This is a genomic window from Paenibacillus amylolyticus (assembly GCF_001570725.1).
GTDB classification, from domain to species: domain Bacteria; phylum Bacillota; class Bacilli; order Paenibacillales; family Paenibacillaceae; genus Paenibacillus; species Paenibacillus amylolyticus_A.
Window position 1 is genome coordinate 1,429,003 of record NZ_BCNV01000001.1, and the last position, 18,638, is coordinate 1,447,640.

At 44.0% G+C, this 18,638-nt stretch carries 15 protein-coding genes; 11 read left to right on the forward strand and 4 right to left on the reverse strand.

Features of this window, described 5'->3' with window-relative positions; genetic code table 11:
- Positions 1-5 precede the first annotated feature (5 nt).
- From PAHA3_RS06695 to infC, 5 genes are all read left to right on the forward strand, one after another.
- Positions 6-1,013 carry an LLM class flavin-dependent oxidoreductase gene (locus tag PAHA3_RS06695; RefSeq protein WP_062834018.1) on the forward strand — a complete coding sequence of 336 codons (1,008 nt, stop codon included), beginning with the start codon at positions 6-8 and terminating at the stop codon, positions 1,011-1,013.
- A 99-nt stretch (positions 1,014-1,112) separates the two neighbouring features.
- Positions 1,113-1,865: a metallophosphoesterase family protein gene (locus PAHA3_RS06700; RefSeq protein WP_062834019.1), complete on the forward strand. Its 753-nt coding sequence runs from the start codon at positions 1,113-1,115 to the stop codon at positions 1,863-1,865.
- A 101-nt stretch (positions 1,866-1,966) separates the two neighbouring features.
- Positions 1,967-2,290 carry a (2Fe-2S) ferredoxin domain-containing protein gene (locus tag PAHA3_RS06705; RefSeq protein WP_062834020.1) on the forward strand — a complete coding sequence of 108 codons (324 nt, stop codon included), beginning with the start codon at positions 1,967-1,969 and terminating at the stop codon, positions 2,288-2,290.
- A 397-nt stretch (positions 2,291-2,687) separates the two neighbouring features.
- Positions 2,688-3,620, forward strand: a complete 933-nt coding sequence (locus tag PAHA3_RS06710; protein ID WP_036670609.1) for a manganese-dependent inorganic pyrophosphatase — start codon at positions 2,688-2,690, stop codon at positions 3,618-3,620.
- Positions 3,621-3,739: 119 nt separating this feature from the next.
- On the forward strand, positions 3,740-4,231 hold the full coding sequence (infC, locus tag PAHA3_RS06715) for a translation initiation factor IF-3 (RefSeq protein ID WP_062834021.1): 492 nt from the start codon (positions 3,740-3,742) through the stop codon (positions 4,229-4,231).
- A 189-nt stretch (positions 4,232-4,420) separates the two neighbouring features.
- On the opposite strand, the gene PAHA3_RS06720 is transcribed toward infC, so the two are convergent.
- Positions 4,421-5,245 (reverse strand): protein-glutamine gamma-glutamyltransferase, encoded by an 825-nt coding sequence (locus tag PAHA3_RS06720; protein WP_082762729.1) that lies wholly within the window; start codon positions 5,243-5,245, stop codon positions 4,421-4,423.
- A 271-nt stretch (positions 5,246-5,516) separates the two neighbouring features.
- Here PAHA3_RS06720 and PAHA3_RS06725 point away from each other — a divergent pair, with 271 nt between their 5' ends.
- The gene (locus PAHA3_RS06725; protein ID WP_062834022.1) at positions 5,517-8,264 is read left to right on the forward strand and encodes a PAS domain-containing hybrid sensor histidine kinase/response regulator; all 2,748 of its coding nucleotides are present in this window, start codon (positions 5,517-5,519) and stop codon (positions 8,262-8,264) included.
- Between the two features lie 83 nt (positions 8,265-8,347).
- Here PAHA3_RS06725 and PAHA3_RS06730 read toward each other — a convergent pair whose 3' ends face one another.
- On the reverse strand, positions 8,348-8,560 hold the full coding sequence (locus PAHA3_RS06730) for a hypothetical protein (protein WP_062834023.1): 213 nt from the start codon (positions 8,558-8,560) through the stop codon (positions 8,348-8,350).
- Between the two features lie 141 nt (positions 8,561-8,701).
- Positions 8,702-9,382 carry a DUF3153 domain-containing protein gene (locus PAHA3_RS06735; protein WP_153028182.1) on the reverse strand — a complete coding sequence of 227 codons (681 nt, stop codon included), beginning with the start codon at positions 9,380-9,382 and terminating at the stop codon, positions 8,702-8,704.
- Between the two features lie 659 nt (positions 9,383-10,041).
- On the opposite strand from PAHA3_RS06735, the gene PAHA3_RS06740 reads away from it, so the two are divergent.
- Positions 10,042-11,736, forward strand: a complete 1,695-nt coding sequence (locus tag PAHA3_RS06740) for a M3 family oligoendopeptidase (RefSeq protein ID WP_062834025.1) — start codon at positions 10,042-10,044, stop codon at positions 11,734-11,736.
- Between the two features lie 161 nt (positions 11,737-11,897).
- Positions 11,898-12,734, forward strand: a complete 837-nt coding sequence (locus PAHA3_RS06745; protein WP_062834026.1) for a hypothetical protein — start codon at positions 11,898-11,900, stop codon at positions 12,732-12,734.
- A gap of 496 nt (positions 12,735-13,230) precedes the next feature.
- Here PAHA3_RS06745 and PAHA3_RS06750 read toward each other — a convergent pair whose 3' ends face one another.
- Positions 13,231-14,226 (reverse strand): aldo/keto reductase, encoded by a 996-nt coding sequence (locus tag PAHA3_RS06750; protein WP_062834027.1) that lies wholly within the window; start codon positions 14,224-14,226, stop codon positions 13,231-13,233.
- 245 nt (positions 14,227-14,471) lie between these two features.
- On the opposite strand from PAHA3_RS06750, the gene PAHA3_RS06755 reads away from it, so the two are divergent.
- The 3 genes from PAHA3_RS06755 (at position 14,472) to PAHA3_RS06765 (ending at position 18,638) form a co-directional block, all read left to right on the forward strand.
- Positions 14,472-15,131 (forward strand): TetR/AcrR family transcriptional regulator, encoded by a 660-nt coding sequence (locus PAHA3_RS06755; RefSeq protein ID WP_062834028.1) that lies wholly within the window; start codon positions 14,472-14,474, stop codon positions 15,129-15,131.
- A gap of 601 nt (positions 15,132-15,732) precedes the next feature.
- Entirely contained in the window at positions 15,733-16,884 is a 1,152-nt protein-coding gene (locus tag PAHA3_RS06760) for an iron-containing alcohol dehydrogenase (protein ID WP_062834029.1), read from the forward strand.
- Between the two features lie 584 nt (positions 16,885-17,468).
- A complete protein-coding gene (locus PAHA3_RS06765; protein ID WP_062834030.1) occupies positions 17,469-18,638 on the forward strand; it encodes a glucose-1-phosphate adenylyltransferase in 1,170 nt (389 codons plus the stop codon).

Below are 18,638 nucleotides of genomic sequence, written 5' to 3' on the forward strand. Positions count from 1 at the left end.
TATATATGAAACTGAGTGTACTCGAACATGGACATATCAATGAAGGCCGAAGTGTACAGGATACGTTGCAGGAAACGGTGAAACTCGCGCAACACGCGGATCAATTGGGGTACTCCCGTTTCTGGATGTCGGAGCATCATGGTAGTGGTGCACTATCTTTCTCCAGTCCTGAAGTTATGATTGCACATGTCGCTGCACATACGGATCGGATTCGTGTAGGTTCCGGCGGTGTAATGTTGCCTCATTATAGTGCTTACAAGGTTGCGGAGAATTTCCGTCTGCTGGAAGCTCTGCATCCAGGACGCATTGACCTTGGAATTGGCAGAGCACCAGGCGGCATGCCGGTTGCCAGCAGAGCTCTCAATGAGGGGAAATCATCGAATGTACATTTCTTCCCACAACAGATCGCCGATCTGGGCGGATACTTCCACGAGCAATTGCCCGAGGATCATCGGTTCGCATCTCTGGTAGCCGGACCATCGGTTCCAACCGTTCCGGAAGTGTGGTTGCTGGGTTCCAGCTCCGAAGGTGCGAGAATTGCTGCGGCGCAAGGGACATCGTATGCGTTTGCCCAATTCTTCGGAACACCAGGCGGCGAAGAAGCGATGAAGCATTACCGCAGACATTTCAAGCCGTCCATCCTGAAAGACAAACCACATTCAATGATTGCTGTGTCGGCATTCTGTGCGGAGACAGAGGAAGAAGCCGCTGAACTTGCACGCAGCAATGAACTTTTCTTCCTGCGTCTGGGACGAGGTCTTGAACAAAGTTCATTCCCATCCCTGGAGACGGTGAACAACTATCCATTTACAGCGATGGAGATGGAACAGATCCGTCAACGCCGTTCTTTTTCTATCGTGGGTACACCGGATCAGGTGAGGGACAAAATTACTGCTATGGCTGAACGTCATGAAGCAGATGAAGTCATTATCGCGTCAGCGGTCCATTCGTTTGAAGCACGTCTGCGCTCATTCGGCTTGATTGCAGAAGCCTTTGGACTAAAGCAGGACTAATGGTAAGCAAGCGGGAATAACTACTCTGAACAGACTGGAATCTTGCACTTGCAAGGTTCCGGTTATACTCTTGCGTGATCAGGGAGAGGAGAGATTCACATGCGCAGATGTGTCATTAGTGATATTCATGGCTGCTACGATGAATTTAACGCACTGCTTAAGCTTGTAGATTATGATCCACAGCAGGATGAATTGATTTTGCTCGGTGATTATGTGGATCGAGGTCCAAGCAGCAAACAGGTCATCGAACAGATTATGCAGCTTCAGCAACAGCACAATATTATTGTGATCAAAGGCAATCACGATGCCATGATGGTCAAGGCACTGACTCAGGATGTTGAGCAATATGACCAACACTGGATTCGTAATGGCGGATTACAGACGATGGCAAGTTATCTGGATCTGGAGCTTACTTATGATGAGCAGCAGATAGATTGGGAAGCTTATGCTGAAGCCAAACAGTGGATACGTACACACTATGAACACCATCTTCGTTTTCTGGAACGGCTTCCGCTGGTGTACGAGATTCCGGGTTATATTTTTGTGCATGCCGGGATCAACCCGGACATTGAGGATTGGAGAAGCCAGTCCGAGCGGGACTTTATTTGGATTCGTGAATCATTCTATTCCAGACCAACGTCGATTAGAGAGACCGTCGTATTTGGACATACACCCGTGAAGCATTTGCATGATGAGACAGGCATCTGGTTTGACCCGAGCGGAGACAAAATTGGCATTGACGGTGGTTGTGCCTACGGAGCGCAATTGAACTTGCTGGAGATTAGCCGGGACGGCAGTCTACAGACCTTTTCTGTACGGCAAGGTCAGAGCGCAGAAGAGCCTGAGATTTAATATTTTCGTTGCGTATCAGGGTTTCGTATGCTAATTTATAAGGTTGTACGATGGAATAAATACGATACATATCATATCGACTTGAGGGGAATGAACCAAGTTTGGCTATCTATAATCTGGATCAACTGCAACATCACATTTTACTCTGCAATGGTGGAACCTGCATGCGTAATGATGGGGAAGAAGTAACTCAGGCGGTGCGGGACGAGATTCTCAAGCAGCAGGCGGGAGGATTCATCCACACAACGCGTACCAAATGTAATGGTCGGTGTGACGATGCATGCGTAACGATTGTGTATCCTCAGGGTGACTGGTATGGCCAAATGACACCGGATTCAGGCAGAGCACTCGTTCAGGCCTTGTGTGAAGGGGAGAAATTGGAGAAACACCTGATTGCTAATGTGGCGAAGACCTCTGTAAATTAGAATTACAGAGAGGATATTGTTTTTTTCTAAGATGACTTACCTGAGAATGATTTGCAATTAATTCGCTGTAACGGGATTGGAATTAAGCCTTATTAGCGCTATAATCAGTAGGGTATGTTTAAAATATGACTATATTTTCTATATAAGTTCAACTAAACTCTTTACACGAGAACGGAGAGGTCAGAAAAAAGCTGGAGAAGCGGAGCGTTCGCCTAAAAGCTTTCTGAAAGAAAGCTGCATCGGAAGCGTATGCTTATCAACGGATTTTCCCTTTAAAAAGGGAATCAAAAAATCTGGGGATAACAGCGATCGGAAGGTTATTCTGTCATCGGAGTGGCAAGTGTAAACATTCTTTGGTTAAACTTATATAAATCAGAATTGACGGAGGGCTATAAATATGGAAAAAGCGTTAATCTTCGGTCACAAAAACCCCGACACGGATACGATCTGTTCGGCAATCGCCTATGCGGATCTGAAAACAAAATTGGGTCAGGACGTTGAAGCTGTGCGTCTCGGCGAAGTCAATGGTGAAACCCAGTTCGCACTGGATCAATTCAAAATCGCAGCACCGCGTCTGATTAAAACAGCTGCAAATGAAGTAAATAAAGTTATTCTGGTTGACCACAATGAGCGTCAGCAAAGTGTAAGCGATATTGAGGAAGTGACTGTCGTTGAAGTTATCGACCATCACCGTATTGCTAACTTTGAGACAAGCGGACCTCTGTATTTCCGTGCAGAGCCTGTAGGTTGTACAGCAACCATTTTGAATAAAATGTACAAAGAAAATGGCATCGAAGTGAGTGCGCCGATTGCTGGCCTGATGCTGTCTGCAATTATCTCCGATTCCCTGTTGTTCAAATCCCCGACTTGCACAGAGCAGGACGTAGCCGCTGCGCGTGAACTGGCTGCCATTGCTGGTGTAGATGCAGACAGTTATGGTCTGGACATGTTGAAAGCCGGCGCGGATCTGAGCCAAAAAACAATTGCTGAACTGATTTCCCTGGATGCCAAAGAATTCGTAATGGGTCAATCCAAAGTGGAAATTGCACAGGTTAATGCCGTTGACGTGAATGATGTTCTCGTGAAGCAACCTGAGCTTGAAGCAGCTATTGAAGCGATTATTTCGAGTAAAGGTCTCGACCTGTTTGTATTTGTCGTAACAGACATTCTGAACAACGATTCCGTAGCTCTGGCATATGGTACATCCACCAAAGCGGTGGAGAAAGCCTACAATGTGACACTGTCTGATAGCAGAGCTATCTTGAAAGGCGTAGTATCACGCAAATCTCAAATTGTACCGGTTCTGACTGAAGCATTCAACACGCTGTAAATCGAACGGATTAGCGTATTCGCACGCTGATATGTTTTGCAAATCGTATCAAAACCATCCTAGCCTGCTCTGATCCGTAAATGGTCAGGACAGGCTTTTGATGTGGAGGAGGAAGAATCATGATCAAAAATGAAAAAATCAAAGCAGCAGAAGTGCAGCTTACCGGATTGAACGGTGAAGATCTGGGTGTGATGTCCACGCAGGAAGCTCTTCTACTTGCGAAGCAGCATAAAGTAGATCTGGTGTGCTTGTCCTTGATGACGAGTCCGCCACCATGCAAGCTGATTGGCGCAGGAGCAGCCAAAGCGGAAGCGCAGCAGGCGAAGAAAAAAGCGAGTAAATCCCCCGATAAACGTAAAGTAAAGGAAATTCGGTTGAACCTTGCGATGGAGGATCATGACCGGGATACGAAGCAGTCTCAGGCGGAACGCATTCTGAAGAAGGGTGATTCGGTAAAGCTCGTCATTCAGGTGCATGGAGCCAAAGAGGGCGCTGCAGGCAAGGAGTGGGCTGAGCAACTGAGCAAATCGCTGGCTGAATTCGGCAGCAAAACGACGGGTGTTCAGGTAAGTGGTAAACAGGTTGTGGTACAACTGGACCCGAATGCGTAAGTTGTCAGAAGTGATCATCTAAGTTGCACAAAGATAAGGCAAATGTTGATAACGCAATTAGTAAAAGAATGTGAGGAAAGCCCAATGAGATGGCAGGGTAACTGCTGCATCATTGGGCTTGTTTGTCGTCACTCGGATTGAGACATCGTGCGTGCGATTCAATGCGCAAGTCGTTAATGTTCCAGTAGTTCAGCTTCGTAAATAACGACTGCCCCCAAGGCGTACATATAACTGTCCGGGTAATACAGGCGTAGAACTAGCGGCCATATTATTCTGGCCGTTTTTGGCGAATCGGGATAAATAAAAGAAGTCCGGGTAGATCACCATATCCATTAAGTAGGCGGAGACCCGGCTACCTGGAAAGCGGAACTGATTCAGGGTACGGATAATGTCTTCGCCACGTGCAATGCCAATGCCGTGTCCATAATACCAGTTCTCGCGCAGCATAATCGTATTCTCTCCCTGCCATTCGGGTGTTTCGGGAGAGACATCGGGATTTTTGAAATACAGTACATCTCCTGGAAGGGCGGTTTCACTACCGTTTTTTTCTGTCAATCGCAGGTCACTGTCATAATGCCAGTCAAAAAGTAACAGATTTCGAAACAGAGAATTAAAGGCGTCTTCGCGTATACTTCCCAGCACGCCACCATACAGCACAATGACGGTGGCTGTTGCACATTCAAAGGCGTATAAGTGCCCATTCCTCCAGATATCCCGGATGCCATCGGCGGGGGTGACGTTCGATTTGAGCTCGAATCCACCCTCAGCATTACGATTCCAGTAGGCAGGATTACATCTGGATTTTTCAAAGGATGCAAAACTCACCCCGCTTCGATCAAGCCCTTCTGCTGCATCCACGAGAGAGCCTCTCAAGTCCCATTCAAATCGAAGATGATCCATGGATTGGTAGACATACCTTGTTGGACGATTTTGGAGTTGCTGTAACCAATACCATTCAAAATCAGACCAGTCCGAGCGGTTCAGCTGGGCAGGTTGATTGGCGACAATGATCATGATTCATAACCTCCGTTCCTGTTCGAATATTCAACATTGTATAATCGGGAGAGCACGGGTATTGTGTAGTATATGACGTGATGTGTTCGAATTGGTATGTACACATGAAAGTCGTCAGTATCCAAGATTATAAATGTCGATTCATGCGGGGATTTTGCCTGACCTCGTTTATAAATCATGGCATTTGGGGTAGTACTCTATAGATGAAGTTATGTTCAGGTCGATCTGTTCATACGGAATACAATCAGATTCTCATAAAGGAGGACATGTGGTGTCGAAATCCATTACAGAGAGCCGGTCTCTGTTCGAACAATTATATACGCACGCACCGATAGGCATTGCTGTCGCTTCGCATGTGAATGGACGTTGGTTGCAGCTTAATCCGGCATTTTGTGAGATGCTCGCGTACAGTGAAGATGAACTAATCGATACGTCGGTCATACATATGATCTATGAAGAAGATCTGCACATGGAGGAATTCCGCAGCAAGTTCTGGGAAATGACCGATGAAACACGTCCGATGTACGAGACGGAGGTTCGTCTGAAACGAAAGGACGGCTCGCTATTATGGGCAACGATTAGAGCTTGCATTGTGAGGGATGAAACGAATGGTGAGCCATTGTATCTGTTGGTACAGGCTGCTGATATTACGAAGCAAAAGGATGCAGAGGAACGCCTTATTGTGAAGCGTAAGCAATTGGAAGAGAGCAGCCGCATCTCTCGTCTGCTGGCAGAGTCTTCCCTTGACCTGATTGTCATACATCAAGCTGATCCTGATCGTACATTTAAATATGTATCAAATGCATGTAAAAGCATGTTGGGCTATGAGCCAGAGGAAATTATAGGTAAGCCGGGAATACTCGTTATCTATCCGGATGATGTACCTATGGTCGATGCCTACGTGGAAGAGCAGAGGCAGGGTCTGGCTCCTAAACGGATCAGTTATCGTCTTTTGCATAAGGATGGATCTACGGTGTGGGCAGATACCATTACACATTATGTGTATGACGATGCAGGTGAACTGATAGAGATCGTCGCGGTAACCCGTGATATTTCAGCCAGTCAGCAACAACAGTTAAGCCTGCAGGAGTACAGATCGTTATTTGACTGTAACCCGCTAGGAGTTGCTTCTCTGGATTTGGAAGGCAATCTGTTAAAGGCCAATGTGGGTCAGGAACAATTGACAGGACACACCAAGGACGAACTGCTGAGTCGGCCTTTTGATCACCTCGTCGATCCTATGGATCTGGAGAAGACTCGTCATCATTTTGAGGAAACGGTGAAGGGCACTGCACAGAGCTACGAGATCGGTTTGATTCACAAAAATGGGCAGCGAATTGAGACGAGCGTGATTAATGTACCCATTATCCTTGAGGACAAAGTCGTTGGGGTCTACGGGATCACCAGTGACATCACAGAGTCCAAACGTTACGTCGAGGAAATTGAAAATCTCAGTTATGAACGGGCACTGATTCTGAATGGCATGTCTGAAGGTGTGATTGGACTGGACCTGAATGGGAATCTGAACTTTGCCAATCCGGCCGCCGCGGAGATCATCAACTTCTGCCCAAGTGAAATGAATGGCAAAGCGCTCGAACAGTTGATGATCCAGATGCAAAGCGAAGGCATCCCTTATCCATCCAAGGATACACCGATTCTACAGGCTGTACGTGAGGGACGAAGTCTGCCGCGTACTGAATCTCTTTTCTGGAGACCAGATGGGTCCAGTTTCCTGGCTGAGTTCCAATTGAAGCCGATTATGGATCAGGGGAGAACCCGTGGAGCCGTTCTGGTTTTCCGTGATATGACATCCGTGAAGGATATTATTCGTGCAAAGGAAGCAGCAGAGCATGCGGACCGTGCGAAGTCTGAGTTTCTCGCCATTATGAGTCATGAGCTTCGTACGCCATTGAACGGTATTATGGGCATGGCTCATCTGTTGATGGAAACTGAGCTGGATGAGGAACAGAAAGGGTTTGCGGAAATCATCATTGACAGCGGTGAGTCTCTTTTGTACATTTTGAATGAAATTCTGGATTTCAGCAAAATCGAGGCAGGCAAAATGGATCTGGAGCGCACACCAGTAGATATTAAGGCGATGCTGGGTAGTGTGATTGAGCTGTTTGCACTGAAAGCCTCCGAGAAAAATATTGAACTCTACTGTGAAATGTCAGATCTCATTCCTGAACGTGTTCGAGGGGATGAGACGCGGATCCGTCAGGTATTGATTAATCTGGTGGGTAACGCCGTTAAATTCACAGAGCAGGGTCGTATTACGGTGAAGGTAGGCGTTGATTTCTCAGAGGAGCATGGTCAGGATCACCTGATGTTGATCTTTAAGGTCCAAGATACAGGAATCGGGATTCCAATGGAGAAACAGCATCAATTGTTCCAATCCTTCTCACAGCTTGATCCGGCCATCAATCGCAAGTTTGGCGGGACAGGTCTGGGACTAGCAATCAGCAAGAAACTGGTGGAATTAATGGGCGGAGCAATTGGCGTCCAGAGTGAGATTGGCGAGGGAGCAGAATTTCAGTTCACCCTGGTGCTTGAACGATGGCTCGATGAAAGTAGTGACCCGATCGAAATCGCCGGGAATGATGAACTGCAATTGGATCGAGCAAGTCTTGCGCATGACATCAAAATTTTGATTGCTGAAGATCAGGCGGTCAATAGTCATCTGCTGGAGGAAATGCTGCGTAAATTTGGCGGGGTATGTGATATTGTTGAAAATGGTGCGCAAGCCGTAGAGTCATTGAATAATGTACAATATGACCTGGTGTTCATGGATATTCAAATGCCGATTATGGATGGCATTGAGGCGACCTGCAAAATCAGGCAGACTCATCCGGAAATCCCGGTCATCGCAGCAATAACAGCCTTTGCAGGCGCAAGTGACCGTGAGGAGTGTCTGAAATGCGGAATGCAGGACTTTATCAGCAAACCGTTCCATTCCACAGAGATTAGCCGTGTGCTGAATACATGGGTCCCATACATCCGCTCTCAAAGGGTAAAGTAACGGAAAAATAACCTGCGCCTTGAGAATCAAGGTACAGGTTATTTTGTCATTCAGTCCAATTCATAGGCTCCTAACCACAAGGATCAGGACCATCCTCCGATTAACCCGGAGAGGGTTACGCATTCGTCATCTTCCAATTCTGCAATCAGAGTGAGTTCTTCGTTGTCTTGTGGATCAACGGAGAATAATTCACGGCGTCCGTCTTCGTGTACAATAATGACTAACTGATTGCCGCCCTTTGTATCAAACTGGTACTTAACTCCAATACCAGGTAGTGGGCATTCCCGGATATTCATGAAACCTGTCACCTCTTTAGCTTTTGCTTAATTAAAAATCTAACCGTTCACACAGTACGGATGTATTCTACTATCCATAACACCGTTTGGCAAGTCACAAATAAAATTGTTTTGATGAAATTAACGTTTTTCGCGATGTGGTCATGCACTTTGGCGCTGTTTGGCCCGTCTGCGGCGAACGAAAATCCAGATGAGCAGCGCAACGATTAACAATAAGCCGAGGACTGCCACAATGATAATATTCCGGATATTGGGAACCTGTACAGTCAGATCTAGCTTATTCATCTGGAGTGGTGAAACGTGCCAAATGAGCGTTTTTCCACCATCCTCCACCTGGTCCGCGTTGGAATCGGCTGCCTTGATGGGCAAAGACAACTTGAAGTCAAAGTTAACATCTTTTAACAAGAGATTCTTTAGAAAGCTAGGCACCTTGTTAATCTGATTTTTGATCTCACCATCCGGCATGGACTCCATCAGATCGGCTTCTGCTGTGATATGCATTTTGGAAGTGAAGAAGCCGGCTGTAGTGGATTGTTCGACCTGAATGCCTTGGGGTAACTTGGACGTATCAAAGCTGGTCGTATTGTTTTTTTCATAATGAGTTGTCGCTGTGAGTTGCTTCTGATCTCCCTGTTCCGTAACCTCTGCCTGGAAATTATTTCGATTCAATGCATCTGCGATCAGAGGCATGAGATTGTCTTGTCCGATCTTTCCAAGTGCAGAGTTGGTTACATTAAGATTGAGATCCAGATCCGTTGATCCATCCATATTCACCGTTAGATGCGCTTCTCCATCCGCACAGGCGGATAAAACAGATAACATAAGGACTAGTAAAACAGTAAGCATTAGCTGACGTAAAGGGATGCGAGTCGACATGTCTTTCAACCTTTCTGTGTAAATATCCAAATTCCAATTCATAGAAGTATAGTATACACTGTAAGCATGGCGGATGAAACTTTGAACCGTGCAACGAGATAAGCATGATACCATGTGAATGTGGGAATAATTGATTTATTAAAATTAAAGATTTCGTATTTTTGTCAATGTTCGGTCAATTCAAATGGGGCTTCACCGTGTACACTAGTAGTAGTGTGATGAATATACGGAAGCAGGGAGGTTACATTCATGACATATATCATTATTATGGCTGTTATTATGGTCGTGGGCATGGTCGGAATGGGCTGGTTCTATCAGATTATGGATAAAGACCAAAGCTAGTATTCATTAATTGTGGAAATGAAGAGACAAGCCTATAAGCTGGCTTCGCTAATGCGAGGCGGGCTTATTTGTGTGGCAAAGCATTTTGAAGTATGACCTTACATTGGCACGTAATATATATAACCAGTCATGTTGCACAATTTGACCGATGGACAAATATTTTTCGTAAAGATGGGATTTTTTAGCTGCTCTTTTGTATAATAGGGGATAGTTTAACTCGGGATATTCCCGAAATTCTGCCAAACAGGAAAGGGTGTACATAAATGAAATTTGGTGAGTATACGTATACACGTCCCGATCTGGAACACATCAAGACATCTTTCCGTGAGCTGCTGAGCGGTTTCGAAGCTGCGGCAACGGTTGAAGAACAAAGCGGATTCATGGATCAGATTAACGCGCTGCGCAGTGATTTTGAGACGCAAGCCCAATTGGTCTACATCCGTCATTCCATTGATACCAATGATGAGTTTTACAAGGCGGAGAACGAATTTCTGGATGAGAACGCACCAATTGTGCAGGAATACATTACGGATTTTTACCGCGCACTGGTTAACTCCAAATTCCGCAACGAGTTGGAACAAAAATGGGGTTCACAGCTGTTCCAGCTGGCGGATCTTTCACTGAAAACATTCAGCCCGGAAATTATTGAAGAACTCCAGAAGGAGAACAAACTTTCCACAGAATACAATCAATTGATCGCTTCGGCCAAAATTCCGTTTGAAGGTGAAGAGCGCACATTGCCACAGCTTCATCCATTTGAACTGTCCACGGATCGCTCCATGCGTGAGCGTGCTTCGGAAGCCAGATATACGTTCATGGCTGAGCATGAGGCTGAATTCGATCGTATTTACGACGAACTGGTTAAAGTACGTACACTGATCGCGAAGAAACTGGGATATCCAAGCTATGTGGAACTCGGCTATGATCGCATGAACCGTACGGATTACAATGCCGAGATGGTAGCCAACTTCCGTGCACAAGTTCGCGATTATATCGTGCCTGTAGCGACCAAGCTCAGAGAGCGCCAGCGTAATCGGATTGATGTGGAGACGCTGTATTATTACGATCAGGGCTTCAGCTTCAAGACGGGTAACCCGACACCTAAGGGTGACGCGGACTGGATTATCGATAATGGCAAAAAAATGTACGCTGAATTATCACCAGAGACGGATGCATTTTTCCAGATGATGACCGAAAACGAGCTTATGGATCTGGTAAGCAAAAAAGGTAAACAGGGCGGCGGATATTGTACGTTCCTGAACGATTACAAAGTGCCGTTTATCTTCTCCAACTTCAACGGTACATCGGGTGATATTGATGTATTGACGCATGAAGCAGGTCATGCTTTCCAGGTCTATGAGAGTCGTGATTTTGCAGTGCCTGAATACAACTGGCCGACATATGAATCGGCTGAGATTCATTCTATGAGCATGGAGTTCTTCACATGGCCGTGGATGAACCTGTTCTTCAAGGAAGATACGGACAAGTACAAGTTTGATCACCTGTCTTCCGGTCTGTTGTTCATTCCGTATGGCGTAGCCGTGGATGAATTCCAGCATTTTGTATATGCGAATCCGGAAGCTACACCAGCGGAACGCAAACAGGCATGGCGCAACATTGAGAAGACCTATCTGCCACACATCAATTACAAAGATAATGCGTATCTGGAGCAAGGTGGTTTCTGGCATAAGCAGGGTCACATTTTCTCATCGCCATTCTATTATATCGACTATACGTTAGCACAAATCTGTGCATTCCAGTTCTGGAAACGTAGCAACGAAGATATGAAGTCTGCATGGGCCGACTATCTGACATTGTGCAAAGCGGGGGGAAGCCTATCCTTCACTGGTTTGGTTGAACTTGCTGGATTGAACTCTCCATTTGAGGACGGTTGTGTATCCTCCGTAATTGGGGATATTGAGGCATGGCTTGACGGCGTGAACGATAAGGCGCTGTAAGCCTTCGTACGTATGCTTTTAGAAAAGCATCTTCCATCATAGAATGAGTAGTGGGGGAGCTTTGAAATTGATAGTTAAGACGGCTTGGAGACCTGCAGGTGTCTGAGTCGTCTTTTTTCATTGCGGGTAAAATAAAAAAAACGAAAGTTAGGTGCTCCTAAGTGAAGAAAATGTTATTTGTAACAGACCTTTACTATCCAGCTAAAGGTAGAAATTATTATGAAGAAGACTTATATCTCACTTCCCAACTTAGAGAAGATTTTGACTTGATTATTTGTCATCCTGAGGATACCGAGAGCTTCGAGGACGTTGTTGATTTAATCGTCTTTCGAAATGCAGGCCCAGTTGCCAATTTTAAGGAAAAGTATCAAGCTTTTCGTAAGAGAATAGTAGACAAGCAACTAAATACTTACAATTCATTTAATGGTAAAGCAGATATGAATGGAAAAGAGTATTTGTTGGAATTAACAAATGTGAATTTCCCGGTTATACCCACGATAGATTCCGTTGAAAATGTTAAATTTCTACCTGAGGTAGAACACTTCATTGTCAAACCAAAAGATGGGGCTGATTCCATTGGCATGAAGCGAATTACTAAAGAAGAACTATCTAATGAGATTGATAATGAACAGCATAGTGTTCTGGTGCAACCGTTTATCCCTTTTGAATACGAGGTTTCCTTTTACTTCATTGACAAGGACTATCAATACGCATTGTATGCACCGGATAAAGATAAGCGTTGGGAATTGAAAGAATATACACCTACTGAACAAGATTTATCTTTTGCTCAAAAATTTATTGATTGGAATAACATTGATTATGGTATTCAACGTGTGGATGCGTGTCGAACACCATCAGGAGAACTACTATTAGTTGAACTGGAGGACTTGAATCCTTATCTGTCTCTGTTGGAGCTTTCTCCTAAAACTCGCGCCGAGTTTATTCAAAACATGAAGGAATCTTTAATAAATGCCCTGAGTCTTAATTATTTGGGATAAACGCGTATCATTCAGTTGGTGACGGATTGATTAGACTAAAGGAAGACCTTAGGTTGAATTGTTTTAGTTCAATTAGAGATGAGATTGATTTGTATCTTAATGAGAAGAATAACAAGAAACAATTGCAAAAGCCCATCTTCCTAAATAAGATCATTTAATCGTTATCTATCGCCGGGTTGCTTGATCGTAAACTCTGCGGTGGAGCTCGGCGCACTGAAACTTTTGGAAAAATGATGCAACGACTTCTACTAGAAATAGAATGAGCATTCCTGAAGTGTTATTTAACATGGTGAGCAGAGACGTACAAAAAAGTAGCTTGCAATCCGTTAAAGGATTTCAAGCTACTTTTTTGTGCGTGCCATCAATTGGTTAGGGCATCTTCTATCGGTCGAATGATTGCAGATACATTCAAGGGTATTCCCGCAAAGAAACGTTTTGTCCTTTCAGCATGATCTTAGGAGTTGTACTTTAGCCCATAGATTACTGAAAAGCATTATCAATCTCTTGTGAAAATTTCCATCATTGAGGCAGGATACCGACTACCAGCTGATCCGTGTGGGAGGATTTCTTTGATACGTTGAAGATCAGCCTCTGTAAGATTGACGTTAGCAGCAGCAACGTTTTGCTCAACCCGCTTAGCACTTCGTGTACCCGGAATCGGGACAATATCTTCTCCCTGGGCAAGAAGCCAAGCTAGTGCCAATTCGGCTACAGAAATACCTTTGTTAGAAGCCAGTTCATTAAGTTGTTCCGTTGCTCGTAGATTATAGATATAGTTTTCACCTTGCCAACGCTCGTCGTGACGACGCATATCGTCTTCGGCGTACTCTTGAGCCGGTTTAACAGCACCTGTCAGGAACCCTCTGCCTAAAGGAGAGTAAGGCACTAAACCTATACCCAGTTCATTCAAAGTCGTGCGTATATCGTTGTCCTCAATCTCACGCTCAAATATGGAGTATTCAGTCTGAAGCATAGAAACCGGGGTAACCGCATGAGCTTTACGAATTGTTTTTGAACCCGTGTTACTCAAACCGAAATATTTAACTTTGCCTTCTTGAATAAGCTCTCCAACGACTCCAGCTACTTCCTCGATCGGAACATCGGGATCTGGGATATGCTGATAGAAAACATCAATGTAATCCGTTTGCAGATAGCGAAGGCTGTTTTCTGCTACTTTACGAATATTTTCTGGACGGCTATTAAAACGTGATCCAATTGGATCGGCTGTCATGTCAAATCCAAACTTGGTAGCTAGTACTACCTTGTCACGAAAATCCTTTACAGCTTTACCTAGCAACTGTTCATTGTGACCAGTTCCATATCCGTATAATTCTGCTGTATCAAAGAAATTAACTCCAAGCTCATAAGCTCGAAGAATAGTTGCTATTGCTTCATCTTCATTGGAAGGACCGTATGCCATTGACATCCCCATAGTACCCAAACCAATAGAAGAGACTTTTAAACCTTGTTGACCAAGACTTCGAGTTTGCATTTTTGTTCCTCCTTAAATTATGAAAATTAGATTGTTATCACCTAAATGTTTAAAGCCTAGTTAAAAAGGTATCCAATCTTAGTTCGTTCAATATGAATTTTCATCTCTGTTATTCATAGGAACAAAAACATAATATCATGAGGGGTGAATAAAGTAAACAAAAAGCGTATAAAATGTCTATTTAGTATAGTTTGTTTAAAATGATGATTATGAGATATAATATAAGGTATTAGGGGGGCGCTTAGATGGAACGGCAGAATGAAAAACAACATAATATGAGGATAACTCTTACTAGCAGGTTGTTAACGTACGTTAAAAAAAATGGATTTCAAAGTCTAAAGATGGATGAAATCGCAAAAATCATGGATATAAGCAGGGCCACTTTATATAAATATTTCTCTACCAAAGAAGATATCATAACGTTTATTGTGAGTATTTGCGTAGAATATATCCACGAAATTATTGAAGATTCTGACGCTGACCAAGTAATTGTTCAGCGATTTCAGCAAACATTTGAACAAACAATCTTATTAAAAGAGTTCTTCACAGACATTTTCCTAAAGGATCTTGAAAGTAGTTACCCTGAGAACTATGAGCGACTAAAAGAATCCATGAAGCAACGAGAAGATCAGGAATTAGCTTTTTATGATGAAGGAATAAAAGAGGGTTTTTTTAATAAGATTGATGGTAGGCTCATCGTTATGCAAGATGAGATATTAAGAAACATTTTAGATGTAAAGTATTTGATGGAGAACCATTTGACCGTGTTTCAAGTGCTTTTTGACTATTACAATCTCAAAAAAATTCAGTTGTTTAAACCTGATAAAATTAAAATGATAGATGACAACCTGATGATTCCTAAAATTGAGTATATGGCACAAAAAATCTCAAAAAACTTATATTAAACTTAGTGACTTAGAATAATTTGGGCATCATATGACGGGTTTTCCGTTATACATTAGAAGTATAAAAGGCACGAATGAAACGCACGGCTGCACAATGTGGCACATGAGCGGGGCGTTCCTCTTCTCGCCTTTTCTTCTATTACATGAATAGGATGATTAGAACAACAATCAGTTTCATTTCTTTTAAACAAAGTGCGTTTAAGACTAGAACGCAAAACAGACGAATACGAGGTCTCTCATTATAGGAGATCACTCGTATTCGTCTGTTTAGCGAGCATACTTATTTATTATCATATGTGTAGGCTCGTTAGGATTGCGTATTATGGCTAACTAAAAAATTAGTTAGAAACGGAGGATTTGGTGGCCTCTAGCGACAAGAAGTGGTGGTAAGTGAGTGATGATGCCATATTATGGATTAATTATTTATGTTTCTATAGAAGAATAGAAGGCGAAATGGTTTTAATTTAAGTGAATAGAGTATGTTAAACTGAGACTGTTATGTAACATTTATCGGACTCATTGTGATTTATTTCACTATATCTGAAAACGGATTCAGTTACAATGTAGATAGTAAATCAGGGGTTACAGGAGGCTGGTTCAAATGGCAACACATGCATATTATGTTCCGCCCGTGAACTTGATGGGTAGAGGATGTTTACAGGAAGCAGGCCAGATGATTGAACAGATGGGTATCCGCAAAGCGCTGGTTGTAAGTGATCACCAATTGATTACTTCAGGTGTTGCAGAGCAGGTACTGTCTATATTACGAAAATCAGGGTTAGACTATGTCGTATATGATGAGGTTCAGCCTAATCCAACATGTCAGAATGTACATGACGGACTTCGAGTATTCCAGGATCATGGCTGTGACGCCATTATATCGATAGGCGGAGGTTCACCGCAGGATGCTGCCAAAGGCATTGGCATTGTAGCTACCAATGGTGGCCATATCCGTGAATATGAAGGATTGCATCAATCGAAACATAAGTCCGTGCCACTTGTGGCTTTTAACACAACGGCTGGCACATCGAGCGAGGTGACAATTAACTACGTGATTACAGATGAGGAACGTAAAGTGAAGATGGTGATGGTGGACCGCAACAGTCTGGTCTCTCTGTCGGTTAATGATCCGGAGCTGATGCTCAGCAAACCTGCAAGTCTCACAGCGGCCACAGGAATGGATGCGTTGACCCATGCCGTTGAAGCGATGGTTACACCGGGTGGATTTACAGTGACAAGTGCGACAGCGGCAGCAGCTGTTGAACTGATCTTTGAATATTTGCCAAGAGCCGTGAGGGACGGCAGTGATCTGGAAGCGCGGGAACATATGACGTACGCGTGTTTCCTAGGTGGAATCGCTTTTAATAATGCGGGCCTTGGTTATGTGCATGCGATGGCGCATCAACTGGGTGGCGTATATGATCTGCCGCATGGTGTGTGCAATGCCATGTTACTCCCCTATGTAGAGGAGTTGAATGCCAAGCATGTACCGGGCAAATTCCGTCATATTGCTAAGGCAATAGGAATGGATGTGAAGGGTAGAAGTGATGAGGAATGTTCCGATTACGTCATTGAGGCCATTCGACAGCTGTCAAAGGAAGTGGGTATCCCTGAGAAACTGTCTGAACTCGGCGTGAAAGATCCTGATGTGGAATTGCTTGCCGACAACGCGATGAAAGATGCTTGTGCACCAGGCAACCCATATCAACCGTCCAAGGATGAAGTGATGGAGTTGTTCCGCAAAATTATATAGACCATTTTAGGAACGTTTAGGAACGGATATAGAAAAAGTAAAGTACAGTATGATCCTGCGAATGAGCATGGACTAAGCAGGATCATAAAATAGACAGACAAAATGAGCCGGGATTGAAAGTCGGCTTTTTTTTCATGTTCGCAATCTGTTTTTTACTTATTTTTCCACTTAATGATTGCACAAAAACTAAAGGATTTTGCTTCTCTATTATCGAATACATTATGAATAGCACCGGCACGAGAAAGGGTAATCTGAACCTAAACTTGATGTCGATGTTTTCCAGTAAGATTCCCCAGTCCGTTTCGTGTTTAATGTTAAATAGGAGTAGTCTATTACATTGTCCACGAGCTACACCTTAAGCTCTACATCTAACATTCACCTCAGTAGGTCAGTCAAGGTAATTCTACACCGCATTATCTCTATTTCAGGCTTCACAATTCAAGAAGTTCAACTGCAAGTTGAATCATCCAGCTACACATCTGTACAGCAAGCTCCTAATCAAGACAACAGTGTCCACACAACAGAATATCGATTATGGGCTCTGAAATGAATCAGAACGAATGCACGTGGAGGAGGCTGTAATGATGGCGAAAAAAGAAGTTGTAGCGATGCTACTTGCCGGAGGGCAAGGTAAGAGGTTAAAAGGATTAACCAAATCACTGGCGAAGCCAGCTGTATATTTTGGAGGAACATACCGAATCATTGATTTTCCACTGAGTAACTGCTCCAATTCGGGTATTGATACGGTTGGCGTGTTGACCCAGTATGAACCACTCGTCCTGCATTCTTACATAGGCATTGGCAGTGACTGGGATCTGGACCGTAAAAACGGCGGGGTGTACGTACTGCCTCCACATGAACGTGAAGACGGTAGCAACTGGTACCGGGGGACAGCGGATGCGATTTTCCGCAACCTGAACTTTATTGAACAATTCGATCCTGAGCATGTACTCATTCTGTCAGGGGATCATATCTATAAAATGGATTACGAAAAAATGCTCCAGTATCACAAAGAAAAAGATGCGGACTGCACCATATCGGTTATTGATGTCTCATTGGAAGAAGCCAGCCGTTTCGGGGTGCTGAACACCAACGATGACTATAGCATCTATGAATTCGAAGAAAAACCTCCTGAGCCCAAGAGCACACTCGCTTCCATGGGTATCTATCTCTTCAAGTGGGATGTACTGAAACGTTTCCTGATCCAGGATGAACAACAGGCATCCACCTCCTATGATTTTGGTAAAGATATCATTCCTTTGTTGCTTGAAAATGAAAAATCCTTATATGCGTATCCGTTCGAAGGGTACTGGAAAGACGTAGGTACCATTCGCAGTCTATGGGAATCTAATATGGACCTGTTGGACGAAGACACACCATTTAATCTGAATGATCCGGACTGGCGTATCTTTACTCGTAACCCAAATCAACCTGCACAATACATCTCGCCATCGGCCAAAGTACGGAATTGCATTATTAGTGAAGGCAGTGTTGTGCATGGTGAGGTTAATCATTCCGTTCTGTTCTATGGAATTGAAGTTGGGGAGAACAGCGCTGTTATCGATTCGGTCATCATGCCAAGAGTGAAAATTGGTCAGAATGTGAGAATTCACCGAGCGATTATCTCAGAAGGATTGGTTATTCCGGATGGAACACAGATTTCGCCTGCACCGGGAGATGAAAGTGATATATTGCTCGTGGATCAGGAAGAGCTGGAACGTCAGCTTCGCCAAGGAATAACCAGCAAGGCCTAA

Excerpts from the sequence above, each read along its gene's own strand:
- PAHA3_RS06740 (WP_062834025.1), top strand. The coding sequence starts at position 10,042 with ATGAAATTTGGTGAGTATACGTATACACGTCCCGATCTGGAACACATC.
- PAHA3_RS06710 (WP_036670609.1), top strand. The coding sequence starts at position 2,688 with ATGGAAAAAGCGTTAATCTTCGGTCACAAAAACCCCGACACGGATACG.
- PAHA3_RS06750 (WP_062834027.1), bottom strand. The coding sequence starts at position 14,226 with ATGCAAACTCGAAGTCTTGGTCAACAAGGTTTAAAAGTCTCTTCTATT.
- PAHA3_RS06720 (WP_082762729.1), bottom strand. The coding sequence starts at position 5,245 with ATGATCATTGTCGCCAATCAACCTGCCCAGCTGAACCGCTCGGACTGG.
- PAHA3_RS06730 (WP_062834023.1), bottom strand. The coding sequence starts at position 8,560 with ATGAATATCCGGGAATGCCCACTACCTGGTATTGGAGTTAAGTACCAG.
- infC (WP_062834021.1), top strand. The coding sequence starts at position 3,740 with ATGATCAAAAATGAAAAAATCAAAGCAGCAGAAGTGCAGCTTACCGGA.
- PAHA3_RS06695 (WP_062834018.1), top strand. The coding sequence starts at position 6 with ATGAAACTGAGTGTACTCGAACATGGACATATCAATGAAGGCCGAAGT.
- PAHA3_RS06755 (WP_062834028.1), top strand. The coding sequence starts at position 14,472 with ATGGAACGGCAGAATGAAAAACAACATAATATGAGGATAACTCTTACT.
- PAHA3_RS06735 (WP_153028182.1), bottom strand. The coding sequence starts at position 9,382 with ATGTTATCTGTTTTATCCGCCTGTGCGGATGGAGAAGCGCATCTAACG.
- PAHA3_RS06760 (WP_062834029.1), top strand. The coding sequence starts at position 15,733 with ATGGCAACACATGCATATTATGTTCCGCCCGTGAACTTGATGGGTAGA.
- PAHA3_RS06765 (WP_062834030.1), top strand. The coding sequence starts at position 17,469 with ATGGCGAAAAAAGAAGTTGTAGCGATGCTACTTGCCGGAGGGCAAGGT.
- PAHA3_RS06700 (WP_062834019.1), top strand. The coding sequence starts at position 1,113 with ATGCGCAGATGTGTCATTAGTGATATTCATGGCTGCTACGATGAATTT.